Genomic DNA, 24808 nt, shown 5'->3' with positions numbered 1-24808 from the left:
AATTATTTTTCTATAAATTTTTTGTTCATTAATAAATTATGAGAGAAGGTTATCAAGGAGAAATTTTGCTTGTTTCTAGCGGAGATTTACGACTTTCAGCAAATCAAAATTGCTGGCCGGCGCAAGTTGCAATGGAGAATGATTTAACTGTTGCCATTGAAAAATTAGGTGGGAAAGTCAAAAGAGCTCATCAATATAATTCAGAGAAAAAACACGGTTTTATCGACTCGCAAAGAATGGGTATGGATATTTTTAGAAATATTGATCCAAACCAACCTTTAATAGTAGCAGAAAGTGTTTGGCAATATTCTCATCACGTTCTTGCAGGTTTAATTACGCATAAAGGTCCGATATTAACGGTAGCCAACTGGAGTGGGCAATGGCCTGGTTTAGTAGGAATGCTCAATTTAAATGGGTGCTTAACCAAAGCGGGCGTTTCTTACAGCACTTTGTGGAGCGAAAATTTTACCGATGAATTTTTTATCGATGCTTTACAAGAATGGATTTCAACCGGTAAAATCACTTACGATCAAAGTCATGTTAAAAGCTTAGCGCTAAACAAAATACCGGCAGAAGACGAAAAAACAGGAAGAACATTTGCCCATTCGTTAAAAGAGAGCAAGGTTATAATGGGTGTTTTCGATGAAGGCTGCATGGGAATGTACAATGCCATCATCCCTGATGAGCTGCTCCATAAAACAGGTTTCTTTAAGGAACGATTGAGTCAATCGGCACTTTACGCAGCGATGTTGGAAATTACAGAGAATGAGGCTGAAGAGGTTCTTCAATGGTTGCTCAAAAAAGGAATGACATTTAATTGGGGAACAGATGAAGTGACCCAACTTACCCGCAAACAAACACTGGAGCAGTGCAAAATGTATATTGCAGCCTTGCGCATTGCTGATGATTTTAGTTGCGACACCATTGGAATCCAATATCAACAGGGTTTAAAAGATTTAACCGTTGCCAGCGATTTGGTGGAGGGATTACTCAATAACCAGGAGCGCCCTCCGGTTTATTCAAAGTCAGGGGAGGAACTTTATCCTCAAAACGCATTGCCACATTTTAACGAAGTTGATGAATGTGCTGGTTTAGATGCTTTGGTAACTTATCAACTTTGGAACGAACTAGGGATGTCTGGTGAAACCACTTTACATGATATCCGTTGGGGAGAATATTACAAAGGTGGCGACGTTGATGGTTTTGTCTGGTTATTTTTAATTTCGGGTGCTGCTCCACCGGCACACTTTATTGATGGTTATGCTGGCGCCAGTAGCGATCGGCAACCGGCAATGTACTTTCGCTTGGGCGGTGGGTCTTTAAAAGGAATAAGTAAACCTGGCTTTATCGTTTGGAGTAGGGTATATGTGAAGGATAATGAATTACATTGCGATTTAGGCGTGGGAGAAGTGGTCGCCCTGCCGAAAGAAGAAACCGAAAGAAGGTGGAATGGAACCACACCAGAGTGGCCAATTATGCATGCTATATTAAAAGGTGTAAGTCGCGATCAGTTAATGGCCAGGCATCAGGCGAACCACATTCAGGTGGTTTACACAAATGATGAAGCCAATGCGCATGAAGCTTGTAGAATAAAAGCTGCAGCTTTGGACGAATTGGGTTTAAAAGTGCACTTTTGTGGTGATGTCAACTTATCAAAAAATAGAATTTAATTTAAATATACTCAAACATGAAATTATCAATATTAGCTTTGCTATTAACTTTTTCTACTGTAGCAACAACTTTTGCTCAAAAAATGACTCCTGAGGAAAAAACGAAGTACGTAAAATCAATTACCGAACGTGCTGATAAAATTGTGGCAAATCTGGGAATTGCAGATGCGAAAAAAGCGGAAAAGGTTAGGAATATTATCAGAGATCAATACAGCAATCTAAATGATATTTATGCTGTTAGAGATTTAAAAGCAAAGGAAATTAAAAGCAAACTGGAAGGTAATAAGGTGGAAAGAGATTCTGCTTTGGTTAAGCAAAATAGAGGGGTGATGGAATCGTTGGCCAAACTTCATAATAAATATATCAGCAAGCTTTCTGCTCATTTAAGCCAGGATCAAATTGATTTGGTAAAAAATGGAATGACTTACAACGTTTTGCCAATTACTTATAAAGCTTACCAGGAAGAGATTTTGACGCTAACTGAGGATCAGAAAAAACAAATTTTGGTTTGGCTCACTGAGGCCCGTGAATATGCAATGGATGCAGAATCATCGGATAAAAAGCATGCTTGGTTTGGGAAATATAAAGGAAGAATTAATAATTATCTTTCTGCTGCTGGTTACGATTTGAAAAAGGAAGGTATTGAGTGGGAGAAAAGACGTAAAGCCAAAGCCCAAGGAAATTAATTTATTTGGCCGCTTTTTTAACGGTTAAAAAGCAGCCAAAATTTTTTAACATTTTTTATTTAAGAATATTTCATTTATATATGAATATTATTTCTATATTGTAACCTAATTAAAAATTGTAATAACGGTAACTATTGCTTGTTTTGTTTTATTGATAATATAATACAATAACAAGCTTAAAATTTTATCAAGACTTTATAATTAAGCTTTTTTTAATAGTTTGATTATACTTTCTAACCAAAACAAACATTAACAGAATCAAAGAGATATGAGCCATCTTAGTTAAAATTTGATCAGGTTACTTTGTAAAAAAGCAGCAACCTAATTCCTTTATCTAACTAACAAGCAATAAGGAACTTCAAAATTTAAGCAAGCCACCCATTTTTCAACCAGAAAACTAACATTAATTAAGCTGTAAAGTCAAAATAAAATTTGCTTCACATAAACATATTTAACAAAATAAATTTGATACAAGCCAGCTTGTTCAACCCTCAATTGAATGTAATTAGTATTAAAAACTAACCAAATAATAAATATGAACTTAAAATTTTTACGCAAATTATCTTGGGTATTAGCACTCATGACAATTATCAGTACTTCGTTGTTTGCACAGCAGCGACAAATTACTGGTAAGGTTGTTGATAAAAAGGACGGGCAACCCGTACCCGGAGTGACTGTAGGCATACGTGGGAAAACAAATAATGTTAGCACGAACGATAGGGGCGAATTTGCATTAATCGCCGACCCAGCAACTGATGCTTTGGTTTTTTCTTTCATAGGCTATGTAAGACAAGTAGTTCCATTAGCCGGAAAAACTAGCGTCACCGTTAACTTTGTTGAAGATAATACTGCATTAGATGATGTGGTTGTTGTAGGTTACGGTGTTAAGAAAAAATCTGAAGTTTTAGGTTCTGTAGCTACTATTACAGGAGCAGAAATTCAGGATATTCCTGCTCCTAATCTTGCCGGAGCCTTAAGAAACAGAATTGCTGGCGTTGGTGTAGGGCAGGTATCAGGTAGGCCTGGTGCTCCAATCACATTAAACATTAGGAATTCGACTGTATCTGAGCAAGCACGATTAAATGGTGCGACAGATGAACCACTTTATGTAGTTGATGGGATAACTGTAACAAGAGATGCCTTTGATAACATTGACCCATCGATGGTGGAAAATTTAACCTTCCTAAAAGATGCTTCAGCATCCATTTATGGTGCATCAGGTGCTAAAGGTGTTGTGTTAGTAACTACTAAAAGGGGTAAAGTTGGCAAGCCGAGCATCAGTTACAACGGATATCTAGGTATTTCTGATGCAGCTCAAACTCCTGAAATGTTATCTGCATATGATCACGCTCTATTGCTGAATGATACATACCGAACTCAAAGAGCCCCTTTATCAAGTTTTTTTTTACCTGAGGATTTAGCATACATCAAAACATTAAATTATAAAAGTTGGTATGATGAGGTTTGGCAGTCTGCTACAACCCAACGACATAATGTTAGTCTTTCTGGTGGTGGAGATAAAATTACATTTTTTGCTGGCGGAAACTATCAAAGTGAAAGTGGAAATTACGCCGGGATGAAGTTTGATAAGTATGGTTTTAGAAGTGGATTAGTAGCTACTTTGGCTGCTGGTTTAAAAGCTGACGTAAACTTCAATGTTGATTACAATACAAAGGAACTTCATCATAATGCTAATGACCAAGATAATACTTTTTTTGAACGCATTGTGAGTATTCCGCAATGGGTACCAATAAGTATCAATGGTAATTATGTAAACTTTAATGCTAACAACAGTACGGTAAATCCAAAAGCTGTTGCTGAATCAGGTTATTACAATAAAAGCAGTAATAAAGGTTATCGTATTAATGCTGCAATAACTTATGAACCAACGTTTTTAAAAGGATTAACAGCAAAATTCCAGATTTCGCAAGCTAGTGGTGCTACAAGATCAACCATATATGCTCCCCCATATCGTTTATATAATTATGTAAGAAGTGGTAATAATCAACAACTGTTTACAGATCAATTAGTTAATACGTCGTCAACCTCTTCATTTTTTGAGCCAACAAGCGCAGCTAGTGCAAATATAACACCGGGTGTTTCAGATAATAATAGTTATCAGGGTTTTTTAACTTTACAATATAACAAATCTTTTGCCAAGCATTCTGTTAACTTATTGGTAGGTGGAGAGCAAAGTGAAAGTAATTCTCAAGAATCGGTTGTTCGTTATACTAATCAGCTAATTCCAGATATCGATCAGTATTGGGCATTCGACGCAACAAGTTTAGCTCGTCAAAACTTCGGAAGAACCGCAGTTTCAAAGCGATCGTTCTTTGGACGTTTCAATTATGATTTCGATAAGAAATACTTATTAGAGGTAATTACCCGTATTGACGCCTCATCAAATTTTGCGACAGGTAACCGTTGGGGCGTTTCGCCAAATGTTGGACTTGGATGGGTAGCTAGTCAAGAAGATTTCTTCAAAAATGCTGACTTTTTAAAATTTATCAATTTCGCTAAACTAAAAGTTAACGTGGGCATAACGGGAGATGATAGGGTTGGTAGTCGTTTATGGCAAGATCGTTTCCAAATCGACGTAACAAATGGATATTTATATGGTACCTCTAATCAAAATAGCTTAAATCGTTCTCGGTTAGCTAACCCCGATATTACCTGGGAAAAGAAAAGAACAGTAAACATTGGTTTAGAAACTTCCATGTTTAATAATAAGCTTGACTTTAGTGTTGAGGTGTTCCAAAATCGTAATTACGATGCGTTCGATCTCGGTGGGAATAACCTCTTTCCGCTTTACTTCGGTACAGCTGCACCAGTTGTGAATTATAGAGAGACCTACAACTGGGGATCGGAATTTAGTATTGGTTACCGAGCGAAGTTAGCAACAGATTGGAATCTCAGTGCCAGCATGAATTTTGGTTGGGGGAATTCTATTGTTACCCAAACGTTATATGCTCCTGGTCAGTTAATCAACAATGTGGCACCAGATTGGCAAACACAATTTGGAACTGATCCACGTGTGTATTCATCAAGCAATATTGGTTTAAAATCACTGGGTATGTTTAGAACACAGGGTGAAGTTGATGCATGGATGGCTAAATATCCTAATTACAGATTGTATGACGTAATTCCGCAGGCCGGATGGTTATATTACGAAGATACAAATGGCGACGGTGTAATTTCAGATAGTGATATGAAACCGTTATATAATAATACAAATGCATTCTTATCTACTGGTATTTCATTGAATTTGACTTATAAGAATTTCTCTCTAAATACCAATATCAATGCAAGGTTTGGTGGCAAAGTTTTTTATGACAGTAGAGCAAGGATTGCGCCATCAGCAACTAGAAATGTATTGACTATATGGCAAGATCGCTGGACTCCGGAAAACCCAATGGACGGAAAATTCCCTCGTTTTGATGATCCAGGTTTAACAAAAAATTCAGACTTCTGGGCAGTAGACGGAACTATGATCCGAATTAATACCATGACCTTGAGTTACAAAGCACCTACTGCATTTGCAAATAAATTAGGGATAGGAGGAGCACGTATTTTGTTAACAGGTAACAACCTTTGGACGATTATAAATCCTTTGCCATATAAGGATCCGTACACTTCAAGTGCTTACGATTATCCAATCTTGAGAACTCTTTCATTGGGGTTAAGTGTTAACTTATAATTTTTTAGTCATGATTAAGCAAATTAAAAACAACATAAGAAAGGCTGCACTAATTTTAACAATGGCAGCATGTTTACCGGCATGTGTAAACAAAGATGAATTTTTTCTTTTACCTGATACAGAAGGAATTGATGCAGCGATTTGGGATAACGAAGGCTCTGTTCAGTTGCATCTAAATAGGGTTTATGATGTAGTAATGCCATATTTCCCACTACAAGTAGTTCCTGATCGTTATGGTGTGCATCTTGCGAGTGACGAAAGCTACTTTCCGGACAATGATGCTAACGCAAGGGCAGCACTAGGTTTACAAGGTGTATTAGGAGTTAACGATGTTCGGTTCACAGGTAATCAGTACCGTGGTAATCCTGGTGATAACAAATACTGGGATATTGCAAGATGTAACGATGCAATCACAAATATCCCAAAAGGAACTATGGCTCCTGATAGACAGCGTATTTTATTAGGTCAATATTATGCCTTAAGGGCAATGACCTATTTTGAATTGGTTAAAGTTTATGGGGGTGTACCACTGATATTAGAGCAACAGTTAGAAAATTCTGTTTACATGGGCGGTAGAAAAAGTGCTAAAGAGTGTTTTGCTGCGATAGTTTCGGATTTAAACAACTCAATGCAAATGCTCGAAGGTTTCAATTCGACAGATGGTAGAATAACGAAACTGATTGCGGCATGTTTAAAAGCTAAAGTTCTATTTTACTGGGCTAGCCCACAATTTAATCCGACAAATGATGCCAAACATCCATATCAGGCGACCAGATGGACTGATGCTTTGACTGCAAATAAGGAAGCGTACGATTTAGCGCTTGCAGCAGGGAAAAGATTGATGCCAAACTACCTTGATATTTTCCGAATAGAAGGAACAGCTAATACGGAAGCCATTTTGATAAGAACTTATTCAAGCACAGTGGTGAACAGAGGTAATAATGCGGAAGTAAGGAATAGACCAAGTTCAGAAGGAGGATCATACAATTCATTGTATACACCAACTACAAAAATGATTGACGCCTATCCAATGCGGGATGGTAAACCAAGAGGTTTATCTACAGCTTATACTTATGACCCAGTTTTATTCTGGCAGAATAGAGACCCAAGATTTGAGGCTACTTTTGCTTATAATGGAAGCGTTTATCCATTAAGTGGAAATACGACCAGAAAGCAATGGACTTATAATACAGCTGTTAACGAATCAAATGGAAACGGCGTATATGTAAAACGCTTCACAACTCCCGGTCTTACTTCAGGCGCAGTAGCTTATAATAATGGATTGGGTGGAAGTGGGATGGACTGGATTGACTTAAGACTTGCTGAAGTAATGTTAAATTACGCCGACTGCTTAAATGAAACAGGAAATATCGCAGGTGCAAAAGATTTGGTTAGACAAATTCGTGTTAGAGCAGGTGTTTTGGCTGGCGATGCCGATTATGGTTTAGGGTTAGCTGGAAGCACTGCTGAATTGCGGACTTTAATTTTAAATGAGAGACAAATCGAATTTGCTTTCGAAAATAAACGCAATGCTGATTTGAGAAGATCACGCACGATGCATTTATTAACAGGCAACATGTCAAAATTGGAAATACAATTAAGTGCAACAACAGATAAAGGAATCTTAGAAGCGGCCACAAACGGCGTAATGTTCAGAGAAACCATAAATGTGAATGATAGAACTACATATAATAGATATTTTAGAACCGTAACAGTTACAAATACAACTTATCTGCCTTATAATATTCCTGAATTTCACTATTTCTATACTTTTCATAGTGATTTTGTGAATTTCGGTGCTAATATTGCCACTACGATTGGTTGGCCGGGTGGAACATTTGATCCATTAGATTAATAAGGAAATATTATCTTTTATTGTCAGTTTAAAAATTCAAAAATGAAAACTAAAAATATTCACAAGTTATTCTCTATTGCATTAAGCATATTGTTGTTTGCTTCATGTAAAAAGGAATCAGAAAATATATTTACCATGTTTACGGATGTAACCGTAACCTATAATAATAGCGATCCTCGTTGCGTAACCGACTACAAATTGGTGAACGATAAAGATGAGGTTTGGATTGATTTCACTATCAATTCAGCATCCGAGGATATGTATTCCTATACCATAGAGAAATCTTCTGGAACACAAACCCCAGAGCGTACGATTATTGCAATTAACGATCCAGCAAAACGTAGAAGCTTTTCAGATATATTAAAGCTTACAATGACTCGTGATGGAAAAACAACATACAGGATTTATGCTCTTAATCAAAAAGGCATTTTTATAGGCGATGGTAAGAAAAGTGTGACCATCGAAGTGAATCCAAGTTATATGGTTTATGCCAATAGAGATATTTATTTGCCAGATAGTGTTGGTAAATCGTTGCCAAGCTTCTTTTCGCTTTCAGATGCATCAAGTTATAGTTACACAAATGGTGCATCAAACTCAGCTAAAATAGACTTTGGTGTTTACAGAAAATTGGCTTCTAATTCGACACCAACGGCGATATCTTATACTTACAATTTGTATTCTCCTAGCGTAGCGGTAAATCCATTGACGGTTTATGATATTAGTACATGGACACCCAAGAGAACCACAAAATTTAGTGCTCCTATAACAAGCCAAGCGGCAGCATTTCTCACAGGCGCAGTGTCAGGTTCAACCATAGAAACATTAGCAAAAGCAAGGACTATCAACCTTGATGCTACGGTTGGAACTACCCTAGTAAATGGTCTTAACGGTGGTAGTGCAGTATTTTTTTTAACACCAGAAGGTAAGTATGGAATGATTTATATTAATGCTGTAACTTCTGATTATGAAAAAAGACCATTCATCAACGTTAGTATAAAAGTGCAACGATAACGCTTTTCTTGGCGGCTAAACACCGCCACAATTTTATATATATTTGGTTTGAAAAAAGGAAGCAGCGAGTGCTTCCTTTTTCATTTAAGAATGTTACATTTATATATGAAAATTATTTATACCTTGTATCGTGGCTAAGTTATAACAGTCAGGTTTAAATGCATATTCTTCAGCTATTGCTAATATGATATACTTTTAAGTCAAAATGTTGCACAAAACAGCCACATATTACGGTTAACTTTAAATTTTAATATACTTTCTAACCAAAATTTTTTATTTGAACTGACAAAGAAATGAGCCACGTTTATTAATATTTTTCAGTTAAAGATATTAGCTTCAATTCTTTGCTTTTCTTAGGAGCAAAACAATATGAAAAAAAACTTTTTTAACCTACTATTTTCATCAGCATTAATTCTCTCCGCTGGTTCGGCTTTTGCGCAATACCCCAACATTCCTGCTGATGTTAAAAAAGCATCAGATTCGATGATGAAAGCTGCTTATCACCAATCAGACATTGCTTGGGAGAAAGCGAAACCCATTATCGAGCAGGAAGCTAAGCAAGGTAAGCCCTATATTCCCTGGGCTGGTCGTCCAACTGACTTACCTCAATCGGATATCATTGCCTTCCCAGGTGCTGAAGGTGGGGGCGCTTATAGTTTTGGTGGTCGCGGTGGAAGGGTTATTGTAGTTAAAAATTTGAACGACAGTGGTCCAGGATCGTTGCGTGATGCCTGTGAACAGGGTGGAGCCCGTATCGTTGTTTTCAACGTTGCTGGTATCATTCGATTAAAAACGCCGTTAATTATTCGTGCACCTTATATTACTATTGCAGGTCAAACTGCTCCTGGTTATGGCGTTTGCGTGGCTGGAGAATCGGTGTGGTTAAATACACACGATGTGATTGTTCGGTTCATGCGTTTCAGAAGGGGCGAGACTTTTGTAGGTCGCCGCGATGATGCGATTGGCGGAAATCCGGTAGGTAACATTATGATTGATCATGTTTCGGCAAGTTGGGGTTTAGATGAGAATATGTCGATGTACCGCCACATGTACAATGATAGCACGGGTAAAATTGAGGATAAATTAGCAACGGTGAACATCACCATTCAAAACTCAATCTTCTCTGAAGCTTTAGATACCTGGAACCATGCTTTCGGTAGTACCTTAGGCGGTGAAAACTGTACTTTTATGCGTAATCTTTGGGCCGATAATGGTGCTAGAAATCCTTCAATTGGTTGGAATGGAATCTTCAATTTCGCAAACAACGTGGTTTTCAACTGGAATAACCGCTCTACAGATGGTGGAGATTACACTGCCTTGTTCAATATTGTAAACAATTATTACAAACCCGGACCGGTGACCAATTTAAAAGAACCGATCAGCTACCGGATTTTAAAACCAGAAAGTGGTCGTAGTAAATTGCCTTATGTGGTTTTCGGCCGTGCTTACGTAGAAGGAAATATTATCGAAGGAAATGAAAAAGTAACTAAAAATAACTGGGATGGTGGTGTGCAGCTTGAAGATAAAAAAGGCGAGCTAATGACATTTGAGCAGGCTTCTCCATACTTTGCAGCAATGAGGGTGAGAAAGCCCTTCCCAATGGCAAAAATTACCATTTTACCAACTTTACAAGCCAAAGATTATGTGCTTACCCATGTTGGTGCTAATTTACCAAAAAGAGATCCGGTGGATACACGGGTAATCAAGCAGGTTGCAACTGGTAAAATTGATTTTATTGAAGGGGTAAAGTTACCAGAGAAAGATTTTGAACACCGTCGTTTACCAAAAGATTCTTACAAAATGGGTATTATAACCGATGTGAGTCAAGTGGGTGGTTATCCAGAATATAAAGGCACGCCTTACAAAGATGCTGATAACGATGGTATGCCAGATGCATACGAATTGAAAAACGGATTGAACCCTAAAGATGCATCTGACGCTGCAAAAATTTCGAAAAGTGGCTATTCAAACATCGAAGTTTATTTGAACAGCGTTGTAAATGTTTCAACCGTAAAACCTAACTAATATGCGTAAGTGGAATTCTATTTTTAGCATTGCTGTGTTATGTGGTATCGGGAACGTTGCTTTTGCGCAATATCCGGTAATACCCGAAGCAATGGAAAAAAGAGCCGATTCACTTTTAAAAAGTATTGAAGAGCAATCGGAATTACAGTTTCTAAAAGTAAAACCTATAGTTGATGCTGAGGCAAAACAAGGCAAACCTTACATTCCATGGGCTGCAAAACCAAGTGATTTACCTCAGGCAAAAATGGTTGCTTTTCCAGGTGCTGAAGGTGGTGGAGCCTACTCATTTGGCGGTCGAGGTGGTAAGGTTTATGTAGTGACCAGTCTGGAAGACTCAGGTAAAGGAACTTTACGTGAAGCTTGCGAGCAAGGTGGTGCCCGCATCATTGTGTTTAACGTTGCCGGTATCATCAAATTAAAAACACCGCTGATTATTCGGGCACCATACATTACCATTGCTGGTCAAAGTGCACCTGGCGATGGGGTTTGTATAGCTGGCGAATCGGTTTGGATTAATACACACGATGTCGTGATTCGTTACATGCGTTTCCGCCGTGGAGCTACCGATGTTACCCGTAGAGATGACGCAATCGGCGGCAATCCTGTTGGAAACATCATGATTGACCACGTTTCAGCAAGTTGGGGATTAGATGAAAACATGTCTATTTACCGCCATGTTTATGATCCGAAAGACGGTTCAAAACCAGAGAAACTTCCAACGGTGAATGTAACCATTCAAAATTCGATCTTTTCTGAAGCTTTAGATACTTATAATCATGCCTTCGGAAGTACGATTGGCGGTTTGAATTCTACCTTCATGCGTAACCTTTGGGCTTCGAATATTGCAAGAAACCCTTCTGTTGGGATGTACGGCGATTTCGGTTTCGCGAACAATGTTATTTTTAACTGGTGGAATAGAAGTGCCGATGGTGGCGACAATGCTTCATTTTATAGTTTTGTAAACAATTATTATAAACCAGGTCCTATAACGCCTGCAGGTCAGCCAATTTCTTATCGCATTTTAAAGCCAGAATCGGGAAGAGATATCAGGTTCAAAAATGAGTTTGGCAAGGCTTACGTAACAGGAAATATTGTAGAAGGCAATGAAAAAGTAACTCAAAACAATTGGGATGGTGGCGTTCAGCCAGAAAGCAAACGTGATATGCAGAAGTTGTTAGATTCTATCCGTGTTAATAAACCACTTCCAATGGCAAAAATTTCGATCATAGATACCAAAAAAGCGTATGATTATGTGCTGGCAAATGCGGGTGCATCTTTACCGGTACGCGATGCGGTAGACAAGCGTATCGTTAAACAGGTTGCAACAGGTAAAATTGAGCATGTAGAAGATGGAAAACTTCCCGCTGCTCAGAATTATGTTAAACGCCGCTTGCCAGCTGATTCATACAAAAAAGGAATTATTTCTGATATTGCACAAGTTGGTGGTTATCCTGAATACAAAGGTAAAGCTTACCTCGATTCGGATAAAGATGGGATTCCAGATGCCTGGGAAACTAAAAATGGCTTGAACCCTAAGGATGCCAGTGACGCAGCAAAAATCTCGAAATCAGGCTATGCCAATATCGAGGTGTATTTAAATAGTTTGGTTGATATCAATAAAGTGAGACCATAGGGAAATCGTCATTGCGAGGCACGAAGCAATCTTAAAGCTATGGGTTCAATAGCGAAAGTAGTAGGATTGCTTCGTTTCTCGCAATGATGGAAACGTTAAAAAAAATGCATCCTTGGCGTCTTCGTGCCTTAGTGGTCAAAAATTAAATTATGCCAAAAACTAACCATATATATAATTCTAAAGTATTGTCCATACTGGCTTTACTTTTTTTGGTTACAAATTTTTCTTTTGCTCAAAAGATAAAACCAGTAGAACCACCAAAACCGCTTTTCAAGAGTAAGGATGGCAAATTGGCCTACACCCCTGATGCCGAGGGAAACCGCATACCTGATTTTTCTTATGCGGGTTACATGGCTGGTGAAAAAGCGATTCCAGATGCCACAATTAAAGTAGTGGTTCCGGTTTCGAAGGGCGATGCCACAATAAGAATTCAATCTGCCATTAATTATGTTTCAAAGTTACCTATCGGAAAAGATGGTTTGCGTGGTGCTATTTTACTCGAAAAAGGAACTTATGAAGTGGCAGGAACGCTAAAAATCTCTGCATCAGGTGTAGTTCTTCGTGGTAGTGGATTTGGTGTTGGTGGCACGAAAATTTTTGCAACTGGCTTAGATCGGATTGGGGTAATCAGAATATTAGGCAAAGATGATCGGTCAGAACAAAACCCCGTTGCTATCACCGATAACTATGTTCCTGTAAATGCAAATCAGCTCACCTTAGCTAGTATCAATGGTTTCAAAGTCGGCGATCAGATCCTGATTAACCGTCCATCTACAAAAGAATGGATCGACACCTTAAAAACGGCTGAGTTTGGAGGTGGCGAGAGCGCTTTGGGCTGGAAACCGGGAACAAGAGATATCCGCTGGGATAGAAAAATTATGGCAATAAATGGTTCTACCATCACTTTAGATGCGCCACTTACCACGGCATTAGATGCGAAATTTGGTGGTGCAACCGTTTCCAAATATGACTGGAATGGAAGAATCAACAATGGAGGAATTGAAAATTTAAAAATAGAATCCGATTATCACAAAGAAAATATTAAAGATGAATACCATCGCTGGACGGCGATTTGCCTGGAGAATGTGCAAGATGCCTGGATTCGACAGGTTGTTTTTGAACACTTCGCCGGCTCAGCGGTAACTGTTTTAGAAACCTCAAAACGCATTACTGTTGAAGATTGTAAATCATTTGCGCCGATTTCAGAGATCGGTGGAGAGAGAAGAAATACATTTTTAACTACAGGACAGCAAACGCTTTTTCAAAGGCTGTATGCGGAGTTTGGTTATCATGATTTTGCGGTTGGCTTTTGTGCACCGGGACCAAATGTTTTCGTACAATGCCAATCTTATTTGCCTTTTAGTTTCAGTGGTACAATTGATAGCTGGGCGTCTGGCGTTTTGTTTGATATTGTAAACGTAGATGGGCAAGCATTAAGTTATTTAAATCGTGGTCAGGATGGGCAGGGTGCCGGATGGAGCGCCGCTAATAGTGTTTTTTGGCAATGCAGTGCAGCAAGGGTTGATAATCCTCAACCACCAACCGCTCAAAACTGGGCATTTGGAACATGGGCACAGTTTTCTGGAAATGGTTATTGGGACATGTCGAACGAACAAATCCAGCCAAGGAGTTTGTATTATGCACAACTCAAAGATAGAATAGGGAATGAAGTTGAGGGAAGGACATTTTTACTTCCGGTAGAAACAGAGGCTTCGAGCAGCCCACCTGTTGACGTTGCGCAAAAATTAACCAAGTTAGCCTATAAACCTGCACTAACTATTTCAGAATATATTGATTCGGCAACAGAAAGAAATAAAATCTCTACAGACATAAATCAGGCAAAAAGCATCGATAGAATTGGCGTGGAGAAAGTGATTCAACCTGTCCTTGCAGCGGCGATGACCATTAAAAATGGTTGGCTGGTTCGTGGTAGCGAAGTGGTAGTGGGCAATCGCCAGGATGTACCCTGGTGGAATGGAAGTGCCCGCCCGTATGGGTTGAAGAAAACTAAATTCCATGCTACCCGTTTCGTTCCTGGTCGTGAAGGAAATGGTCTTACCGATGATTTGAATGAGATCACAGACTCTATGCAAAATGGTTCTGTAAAAGTTTTGGATCATAATTACGGGCTATGGTACGATAGAAGGAGAGATGATCATGAACGCATTCGCAGAATGGACGGTGAAGTTTGGGCGCCATTTTATGAGTTGCCTTTCGCCCGTAGCGGACAGGAAAAGGCTTGGGACGGTTTGAGTAAGTACGACATCACAAAATATAATCTTTGGTATTGGGATAGGCTAAAAACTTTTGCAACTCTTGCCGATCAAAAAAGTCTGGTCTTGATTCATCAACACTATTTTCAGCATAATATTATAGAAGCAGGTGCCCATTATGCCGATTTTCCATGGCGTACAGCCAACAACATTAACAATACCGGTTTTCCAGAACCTGTACCTTATGCCGGAGATAAACGGATTTTTATGGCTGAACAGTTTTATGATATCAGCAATGAAAATCGCAAAGCGATCCACAAAGCGTACATCAGAAAATGTCTGGAAAACTTTGATGGAAATTCTGGCGTGATTCAACTTATTGGTGCTGAATTTACCGGTCCGCTACATTTTGTACAATTCTGGATTGACACCATTAAAGAATGGGAAAAGGAAACCGGCAAGCATCCGATTATTGGTTTAAGTGTAACTAAAGATGTTCAAGATGCAATCCTGGCTGATAAATCGAGGGCAGATGTGGTCGATTTGATCGATATCAGATATTGGCATTACCAGGCAGACGGAACTGCTTATGCACCAAAAGGCGGCCTTAATTTGGCACCAAGGCAACATGCCCGCTTGTTAAAACCAAAGAAAACTTCGTTTGAAGAAGTTTACCATGCAGTTTCAGAATATAAAGAGAAGTTTCCAGCGAAAGCTGTCATCTATTCAGGTGATAATTACGATTCTTTCGGTTGGGCCACTTTCATGGCGGGCGGTTCGCTTTCCAATATTCAAGGGTTTGATAAAAATTTCTTAAGCAATGCTTCTTCCATGAAAGCATTCCTTCCTGCCGGGAAATCGGCCGCGCAATATGGCTTGGAAAATAAAGGTAAAGCCTACATTTTGTACAATGCATCAGGCGAATCAATAAATCTCGATCTCAGTAAAGTAGCTGGAAAATTCAGTATGAAAGTTTTAAATACTCGAAATGGAAAGATCCTAAAAGAAGAAAAAATAAACGCAGGAGCAATTGTAAAACTCAGTAAGGTCGGAACGGGCGATGAGGTAATTATCATCAACAAAATTTAATACATGAATTTAAAATTTAAACTATTTCTGGTTTTCTTAGTATCAATCCTGGCATTTGGATGCAAGGATAAACCACATTTTGGTGATAAAAGTCTACTGATTTCTGAAAATGGAAGATATTTTTCTACCGGAGATGGAAAACCCTTCTTTTGGTTGGGCGATACGGGGTGGTTATTGTTTAGCCGCTTAAATCGGGAAGAAACCAATACATACCTGGAAGATAGAAAACAAAAAGGTTTCAATGTCATTCAGGTGATGGTTTTGCATGATGTGGCCGCTAAAAATATCTATGGCGATTCTGCTTTGGTGAATAAACATGTTTCTAAACCAGTTTTAACCGAACAAAACGATTACAAGGATTCTACTGCTTACGATTATTGGGATCATATTGATTATGTGGTTGACAAAGCTGCCGAAAAAGGACTTTACATGGCGCTCGTTCCGGTTTGGGGAACAAATGTAAAAGAGAAAAAAGTAAATGAGGCTCAGGCGAAAGAATATGCTGAATTCCTCGCAAAAAGATACCGTGATAAGTGGAATATTATCTGGTTAAATGGTGGCGACATTAAAGGAACTGACGGCTTAAAAGTCTGGAATGCGATTGGCGAAACATTGAGAGCAAATGATCCAAATCATTTGATCACTTTTCACCCGAGGGGAAGAACTGCTTCTTCGGCATGGTTTCACGATGCAAAATGGAATGATTTTGACATGATTCAATCTGGTCATCGCCGTTATGAGCAAGATACCTCAGCAAAAGAAAAATTACATTATGGCGAAGACAACTGGAGATACATTGAAAGCGATTATAAACTGAAGCCAGCAAAACCTACCATTGATGGTGAACCGTCATACGAAGATATTCCGCAAGGATTGCATGACGTTACACAGCCACGCTGGAACGACGCTGATGTAAGAAGATATGGCTATTGGTCGGTTTTTGCCGGAGCCTTCGGCTACACTTATGGCCATAATTCGGTGATGCAGATGTACAAAAAAACTGATTTGAAACCTGCGTACGGTCCGAAAGATCAGTGGATTACCGCAATAAACGCTCCGGGAGCGCAGCAAATGAAATTTCTGAAAGACTTAATGTTATCACGGTCTTATTTTGATCGGGTACCTGATCAAACGATGGTTGCAGGAACCAATGGTGAAAAATATGATAAAGTTTTAGCCACACGGGGAGAGGAGTACGCGATGTTTTACATCTACACGGGTAAAACTTTTAGTGTACAGCTTGGCAAAATAGATGGAGATGAGGTGAAGGCTTCATGGTACGATCCTCGGACGGGAAAATTTACCACAATTGGTGAGTTTGAGAATAAGGGAGTAAAAGAATTCAATCCGCCAGGAGAACCTGCAAATGGTAACGATTGGGTTTTGGTTTTGGATAAGGTTTAGGAGTTAGGTTTGACGCTATTGCGAGGTTCAAGGCAAAGCCTTAAATGGTTTGTTAGAACGGTCGTCATTCCCAATTTAGTTGGGAATCTTAAAGCGATTGCAACCATTACTTGGCTATTGCATTAAGATTACCGCCTACGCGGAAAAGACGCAGTTAAAATAAAAAATAATAAATGTTTAAAGCAAAGTTCATATCAACATTACGTTTAGCCATCATCGGACTGTCTTTGTGCGTGATAACATCTTGTTCAAAACAAGGGTATCTATTTACGTCGTTCCATGAACCTGCAACTGATGGGTTACGCTTTTTATATAGTTACGATGCTTACCATTGGACAGATTTAAATAAAACTTTTTTGAAACCTTCGGTAGGTACACAGAAAGTTTTACGCGATCCATCCATTGCACAAGGACCAGATGGAACTTTTCATTTAGTGTGGACATGCAGCTGGAAAGGCGACAAAGGTTTTGGTTATGCCAGCTCAAAAGATTTGATTAATTGGAGCGAACAAAAATTCCTCCCGGTAATGGAAAGTGAGCCTAAAACAGTAAATGTTTGGGCACCGGAAATTTTTTATGATGAAGTAAAAGCCGAATTTGTAATCATCTGGGCATCAACCATTCCATTCCGTTTTGCTAAAGGTATAGAGGAAGAAGAAAATAACCACAGGATGTATAGCATTACCACCAAAGACTTTAACAATTTCTCAAAACCTAACTTGTTTTTAGATCCTGGTTTTAGTGTAATTGATGCTGTAATTGTGAAACGGGCTGTAAAGGATTATGTTTTGGTCTTGAAGGATAATACCCGCCCGAATAGAAATTTAAAAGTAGCTTTTGGGCAGGATGCTTTAGGTCCGTATAGAGATGTTTCAGAAACTTTCAGTCCGAAGTTAACCGAGGGGCCAACAGTAGTTAAAGTGAAAAATGATTGGTTGATTTATTTTGATGCTTATGGCCAAAAAATTTATTCGGCTTACAAAACATCAGATTTTAAAAACTTTAAAGACGTGACTTCGGAGGTTTCGGTGCCAGAAGGACATAAACACGGAACCATTATTAAAGTAAAAAGCAAAGTGATTGAAGGATTGAAAAAATAAAAGGACTTTCGGTTGGTATCTCACCAGCCAAAATAAAATTCGACTTTGCGAGGTACGAAGCAATCCTAAAGCGTTGGCATGAAATGAGAACCCCCCGTTGTAAGATTGCTTCGTTTCGATGAAAAGTCGAAAACTCGCAATGACGGTAAAATAAAAGAAGAATGAAATTGAATAGACTATATATGATATTATCACTTGCACTTGCATCATCAACATTGCAAGCGCAGGATACAGTACGTTACACCGGGAAGACTTTAGTGAATGCAGATTATCACCATGGGCAACTGTCGCCGGTAATGGGAGTACATAATATTCAAACTTTTAGGGCAAATAGAGAACATCCAGAATTGGCCGAAAATTTTGGCTGGACGTACAACCATGCCCCAATGTTGGCCTATTGGAACAATAAATTCTATGTAGAATACCTAAGCGATAAGGTTGGCGAAAGTATTCCGCCAGGGCAAACTTTTTTGCAAACCTCACCAGATGGTTATATCTGGACTAAACCGGACGTAATTTTTCCTATTTACAGAATTGCGGATGGTACCATAAAAGAAGGCAGAACCGATGTGGCTAAAGATTTAGACGCCGTTATGCATCAGCGCATGGGTTTTTATGTTTCTACCAAAAATGTGTTTCTGGTTCTGGGTTTTTATGCAATTAGTTTTGATGCTAAAGATGACCCTAACGATGGCCATGGAATTGGTAGAGCAGTTCGGGAAATTCAGGCCGATGGGAAATATGGTCCCATTTATTTTATTCACTACAATCCTGGTTACACAGAGAAAAACACTAAATATCCATACTTTACAAAGAGTAAAAATAAAGCTTTCGTTGAAGCTTGCAAAGAGTTGCTTTCCAATAAGTTAATGACGCAGCAATGGAACGAAGAAGCAGATAGGAAAGACCCGCTAATCACTTTACAAAAACAGTATAAGGCGTTTAGTTATTATCATTTACCTGACGGAAGAGTGGTTGGTTTATGGAAAAATGCTTTGACCGCAATTAGTACTGACAACGGAAAAAGCTGGCCTGCGAGTGCCTTTCGAGCGCCAGGTTTTGTAAACAGCAATGCCAAAATTTGGGGTCAAAAAACTGCTGATGGAAATTACGCAACTGTTTATAATCCGTCGGAATACCGGTGGCCCTTAGCCATATCAACCAGCAAAAATGGTTTAGATTATACCAATTTGCTTTTGATAAATGGCGAAATCACCCCGATGCGGTATGGTGGAAACTACAAATCTTATGGTCCACAGTATGTTCGTGGCATTATCGAAGGAAATGGTAAACCTGCCGATGGCAAACTATGGGTAACTTACAGTATGAATAAAGAAGATATTTGGGTTTCTTCGGTGCCTTTGCCTGTAAAAGATAAGGCTATGGAACACGTAAATGATGATTTTGCTAAACCTGCGAGCACAAAGTTGCTCGAAAACTGGAATGTTTATAGTCCGCTTTGGGCACCGGTTAAAGTAGAAGATCACGCTTTGATATTGAAAGATAAAGATCCCTTTGATTATGCAAAGGCCGAACGTCTATTTCCTGCATCTAAAAAAATAATCACTTCATTTTCAGTTACACCAAAGCAAAATGACTTCGGTTTATTAGAGATTGAATTACAGGATGCAAAAGGAACGGCAAGCGTTCGTTTGACATTTGACACCGCCGGAAATCTAAGTGGAAAAGCGGGCGCTCGCTACAAAAACTTCATGAAATATGAAGCTGGAAAAAGCTACGATATCAAGTTGAAACTGGATGCACATACCAGGTTCTATTCGCTTATTGTTAATGGAAAGGAATTGTCGCTAAGTTTAGCCTTTCAGCCGGTGGCTGATGTTTCGCGTATTGTTTTCCGTACTGGAGAAGTTCGTCGCTTTCCAAACGTGGATACACCTGCCGACCAGACTTACGATTTGAAAAATGCTGGCGAATCTGAGAAGAAAGAAGCCGTTTATTCAATTAAATATTTAAAAACGGAGGGGTTTTAGGATGGGAAAAAAGTTTAGCGTCTGGAGTTTAGGGTTTGGAGTTTCACCGACTTGCCTTTCTAAACATTTCGTAATGGTGTTTGGCAAATCCGTCATTTCGAGCGAAGCCGAGAAATCTTTGTCGTCGCTTAGAAGGATTTCTCGATTTTTTTGTGCTTCGCTTGACAGCATCGTTGTTCCTAGCTCGATTGAGAATAGTAATGCAAAATACTTTAAGATTCCCGCCTACGCGGGAATGATGACATTACTAATTTTCCTTTCCCTATTCGCCACCTCAGCCAACGCCAAAATCCTTTTGCCGCAAATTTTATCGAGTAATATGGTTTTGCAGCGAGATAAGCCTATCAACATCTGGGGATTTGCTTCACCAGATGAAAAAGTAGAAGTTGCCTTTGCAGGACAAACAAAGCAAGCCATAACTGATAAAAATGGCAATTGGTCTGTGTTATTATCGCCACTAAAAACATCAGCACAACCACAAAAGATGACGTTTTTAGGCACTAACAAAATTGAATTGACGAATATTTTAGTCGGTGAGGTTTGGCTATGTTCTGGGCAATCGAATATGGAATATCAAATGCGTAAACTGGCAAAAATTCCTAAGCCGAAAAATGAGAAACTAGGTTTCCCATCTGATGAAGTAGAAAAAGCAAATAATCAACAAATCAGGATTTTCCTGGTCAACCGCAAGCAGTTAGCAAAACCCGACTCTGTTCATAAAAGTTGGGCCGTTGCAGAAGATTCTGCTTTAAGGGCATTTTCAGCGGTCGGTTATTTTTTCGCGAAAGAAATCCAAGAGAAATTGGGTATTCCGGTTGGAATGATTTCTTCTGCTGTTTCTGGCAGTGCCATTGAACCCTGGATTTCACCAGAGGCTTTTGCACAGGAAGCCTATTTCAAAAACCAAAAAGTGGGCAACGACCCCGGCAAGTTTTATACACCAATGATTGAGCCACTAACCAAGTTTAAAGTCCGCGGATTTTTGTGGTACCAGGGAGAAACCAACTGCTTTTTAAATGAAACCATTAGTTATTCCTACAAGCTTAAAACATTGGTTAACTTATGGAGAAAGGCCTGGGGCGAACAACTTCCGTTTTACTATGTTCAAATTGCACCTTACGATTATAGTAAGCAAAAAAGTGATAAAGTTGTGCTCACGCAAGATACGGAACCTAATTTTTGGGAGGCTCAACAGCAAATTTTACGTTTGCCAAATACAGGGATGATTGCAACATCTGATTTAAATGACAACGGAGCAGATTTACATCCAACCTACAAATGGGAGGTGGGAAGGCGCTTGGCACTTTTAGCTTTAGGCAAAACATACAACCAGAAAATTGATTTTTCTGGTCCGCTTTATAAAACCGTTGCTTTTAAAAACAATATGGCTATTATGAATTTCGATTATTTAAAACCGATTGCAGGCAGCACTATTACGGGTTTTACCATTGCAGGTAGTGATGGAAGATTTGTTGTAGCAAAAGCGAACATTAAAGAAGGAAAAGTGATCGTTTCTTCAAAAGAAATTCCTAATCCAAAAGCAGTGCGTTACAATTGGACAGAAAATCCATCAGGCAATTTTTATAGCAATGGTTTACCTGCACTGCCTTTCAGAACTGATAACCCTTTAACCAGTCAATTTAAAGCCAATTAATGATACCTAGATTTATACTTTTCTTTTGTTCGATTATGTTGTTTGGTGTTGCAAGTGCGCAACAAACAGAAAAATTATATTTATCAGGAACGGGGAACGACAATACCGTGAACTGGGATTTTTTCTGCACTTCCGGTGCAAATTCAGGCAAGTGGACAACCATTCCGGTGCCATCCAATTGGGAATTGCAGGGTTTTGGTAAATATAACTACGGCTTTAACAAAGAGGAAAATAAAGGAAAGGAAGAAGGCCTTTATAAGTATAAATTTAAAGTTCCCGGCAAGTGGAAAAACCAGCAAATCAATATTGTTTTTGAGGGTTCGATGACGGATACTGAAGTCAAAATAAATGGAAAATTAGCAGGAAATGTGCATCAGGGTTCTTTTTATGTATTTAGATATAATATTTCCAATCTGGTGAAACTTAATGCTGAGAATTTACTGGAAGTAAAAGTTTCAAAACATTCGGCAAATAAATCAATAAATGAAGCAGAGCGTAAAGCCGATTTCTGGATTTTCGGCGGAATTTTCAGGCCTGTTTATCTCGAAGCTTTGCCACAAACACATTTTGAAAGAATACAAATCGATGCCAAAGCAGACGGAAATTTAAATGCTCAAGTAGCATTTACTGGTGATGCCGATAAAATTGAAGTGGAGCTTTTTGCTAAAGATGGGAAACGATTTGGTGACAGGTTTACAATGGCGGTTAAAAAAGGAACTCACCAATTGACGTTAAATCATCAGTTTTCTCAGCCAGAACTTTGGTCTTCTGAGTTTCCAAACCTTTATACAGCCACCTTTTCGCTCGTTAAAAAAGGGAAAGGCATCCATCAGCTTTCTAAAAAAATTGGTTTTAGAACAGTCGAAGTAAAAGAGCGTGACGGCGTTTATGTAAACGGAGCTAAAATAAAATTCAAAGGAGTAAACAGGCATTCATTTTATCCGACATCAGGCAGAACAACAAGTAAAAAAATAAGCATAGCTGATGTTGAGCTGATGAAAGAAATGAACATGAACGCAGTGCGCATGTCGCATTATCCTCCAGATGGCCACTTTTTAGAGGTTTGCGATTCGCTCGGTTTATTTGTGATGGATGAACTAGCTGGCTGGCATGGCACTTACGACACGCCAACAGGCACAAAATTGATGAAAGAGATGATGCTGAACGACGAAAATCATCCATCAATTATATTCTGGGCAAATGGAAACGAGGGTGGACATAACCGCGAACTCGATCATCTTTTTGCTGAAGAAGACATTCAGAAGCGGCCATTAATCCATCCATGGGAAGTATTTAACGGATTTGAAACCACACATTATCGTGAGTTTAACTACGGAATAGGAAATTACGATCATGGTCATAATATTTTAATGCCGACAGAATTTTTGCATGGTATGTGGGATGGCGGTCACGGTGCGGGCATAGAAGATTACTGGAATGCGATGTGGAACAATCCGCTTTCAGCAGGTGGCTTTCTTTGGGATTTTGCCGACCAGGCCGTTGTACGTACAGATAAAAATGGGGAATTAGATACCGATGGAAATCACGGTCCCGATGGTATTGTGGGGCCTTACCATGAAAAGGAGGGTAGCTTTTTTACCATTAAGGAAGTTTGGAGCCCTGTTTTTGTAGAGAAAAGAGAGATGACCGCTGGTTTCGATGGCTCTTTTTTATTGGAGAACCGTTATGCTTTTACGAACCTCAACCAATGTACTTACGAATGGAAATTGAAGAAGCTAAAGTCTGGTAATGATGCGGAATTTAAGGCTGGTAAAGCAGATGCGCCCAACGTTAAACCTTTTGAAAAAGGAAAATTGCAAATTAATCTTCCTGCAGACTGGAGGAGTTTTGATGCGCTTTACCTCACCATAAAGGATTTTTATGGTAAAGAGTTATTTACCTGGAGTTTTCCAATTACCTTACCAAAAGCTGACGCGGATAAAATGGTCGTAATCACTGGACCATCGAAAGTAAATTTAAAGGAAGATGCAAATTCGTATCAGGTGTCGGCAAATGGCATCGACTTTACTTTCAATAAAACTACAGGGTTATTGCAAAAAGCGAAAAATGCAAATGGAACAGTTCCGTTTGCTAATGGGCCAGTATTGCAGGAAGCTGAAAACAACTTCAAAAATTTTACCACTAAAATGGATGGTCAAAACCTGGTAATTTCATCTAAATTCGATAAAAAAGAAAGCTGGAATACTTTACAATGGACAATTTACCCCTCTGGCTGGTTAAAAATGGAAGTTAAATATTTTCCTTCAGCCTATTTTACCACATTTGTTGGTCTAAACTTTTCTTATCCTGAAACGGAGATGAAAAGTGTAGAATATAAAGGCAATGGGCCTTATCGGGTTTGGAAAAACAGGATGAAAGGACAGCAGTTTGGCATCTGGAAAAAGGATTACAACGATTCGGCAACTGGTGAACCTGGCTGGAAATATCCTGAATTTAAAGGTTACTATTCGAACATGTACTGGTGTGAATTTGTTGGAAAACAACAATCTTTTAAAGTGGTAACGGATAGAGAAGACGTATTTTTAAGGTTGTTTACACCAAAGAAATCGAAAGATACCGAGTGGGATAATATGAGCCCGACGTTTCCAAAGGGCGACATTTCTTTTATGAACGGAATCTCGGCAATAGGAACCAAAACGCAAAAACCAGAAACTACCGGACCAATGGGAATGAAACATGTATTTTACGATTTCGATAAAGACCAGAGTAGATCATTGGATATGACTTTGTATTTTGATTTTTCAGTGCGGTAGTCCGTC

13 protein-coding genes are annotated in these 24808 nt (G+C 39.0%); all 13 read left to right on the top strand.

The features are described 5' to 3' along the window. The first annotated feature begins 38 nt into the window (after window positions 1-38). Window positions 39-1670, top strand: a complete 1632-nt coding sequence (locus tag ASE92_RS06325) for a fucose isomerase (protein ID WP_056849189.1) — start codon at window positions 39-41, stop codon at window positions 1668-1670. Between the two features lie 17 nt (window positions 1671-1687). After that, the gene (locus ASE92_RS06320) at window positions 1688-2356 is read left to right on the top strand and encodes a DUF3826 domain-containing protein (RefSeq protein WP_056849188.1); all 669 of its coding nucleotides are present in this window, start codon (window positions 1688-1690) and stop codon (window positions 2354-2356) included. Between the two features lie 535 nt (window positions 2357-2891). Further along, window positions 2892-6053 carry a SusC/RagA family TonB-linked outer membrane protein gene (locus tag ASE92_RS06315; protein WP_056849187.1) on the top strand — a complete coding sequence of 1054 codons (3162 nt, stop codon included), beginning with the start codon at window positions 2892-2894 and terminating at the stop codon, window positions 6051-6053. A 10-nt stretch (window positions 6054-6063) separates the two neighbouring features. Continuing rightward, window positions 6064-7908: a RagB/SusD family nutrient uptake outer membrane protein gene (locus ASE92_RS06310; RefSeq protein ID WP_056849186.1), complete on the top strand. Its 1845-nt coding sequence runs from the start codon at window positions 6064-6066 to the stop codon at window positions 7906-7908. 42 nt (window positions 7909-7950) lie between these two features. Then, entirely contained in the window at window positions 7951-8919 is a 969-nt protein-coding gene (locus ASE92_RS06305) for a hypothetical protein (RefSeq protein ID WP_056849185.1), read from the top strand. Window positions 8920-9288: 369 nt separating this feature from the next. Beyond that, the gene (locus ASE92_RS06300) at window positions 9289-10944 is read left to right on the top strand and encodes a polysaccharide lyase family 1 protein (RefSeq protein ID WP_056849184.1); all 1656 of its coding nucleotides are present in this window, start codon (window positions 9289-9291) and stop codon (window positions 10942-10944) included. Window position 10945: 1 nt separating this feature from the next. Beyond that, the gene (locus tag ASE92_RS06295; protein WP_056849183.1) at window positions 10946-12577 is read left to right on the top strand and encodes a polysaccharide lyase family 1 protein; all 1632 of its coding nucleotides are present in this window, start codon (window positions 10946-10948) and stop codon (window positions 12575-12577) included. Between the two features lie 149 nt (window positions 12578-12726). Further along, on the top strand, window positions 12727-15879 hold the full coding sequence (locus tag ASE92_RS06290) for a DUF6298 domain-containing protein (protein ID WP_056849182.1): 3153 nt from the start codon (window positions 12727-12729) through the stop codon (window positions 15877-15879). Window positions 15880-15882: 3 nt separating this feature from the next. Continuing rightward, window positions 15883-17283, top strand: coding sequence for a glycoside hydrolase family 140 protein (locus ASE92_RS06285; RefSeq protein ID WP_056849181.1), 1401 nt, complete (start codon window positions 15883-15885; stop codon window positions 17281-17283). Between the two features lie 173 nt (window positions 17284-17456). After that, the gene (locus tag ASE92_RS06280) at window positions 17457-18383 is read left to right on the top strand and encodes a glycoside hydrolase family 43 protein (RefSeq protein ID WP_056849180.1); all 927 of its coding nucleotides are present in this window, start codon (window positions 17457-17459) and stop codon (window positions 18381-18383) included. A gap of 161 nt (window positions 18384-18544) precedes the next feature. Beyond that, on the top strand, window positions 18545-20374 hold the full coding sequence (locus tag ASE92_RS06275; protein ID WP_056849179.1) for a hypothetical protein: 1830 nt from the start codon (window positions 18545-18547) through the stop codon (window positions 20372-20374). Between the two features lie 235 nt (window positions 20375-20609). After that, complete coding sequence (locus ASE92_RS06265) at window positions 20610-22028, top strand: sialate O-acetylesterase (protein WP_235527292.1); 1419 nt, start codon at window positions 20610-20612, stop codon at window positions 22026-22028. After that, complete coding sequence (locus tag ASE92_RS06260) at window positions 22028-24802, top strand: glycoside hydrolase family 2 (protein WP_056849177.1); 2775 nt, start codon at window positions 22028-22030, stop codon at window positions 24800-24802. Before ASE92_RS06265 ends, ASE92_RS06260 begins: the two co-directional genes overlap by 1 nt. The last annotated feature ends 6 nt before the right edge of the window (window positions 24803-24808 follow it).

Origin of the sequence: Pedobacter sp. Leaf41 (genome assembly GCF_001422545.1) — a bacterium.
In the GTDB taxonomy this organism is placed as follows: Bacteria; Bacteroidota; Bacteroidia; order Sphingobacteriales; family Sphingobacteriaceae; genus Pedobacter.
The sequence above is the reverse complement of the archived record's forward strand: the minus strand, read 5'-3'. Positions and strand labels throughout refer to the sequence as shown.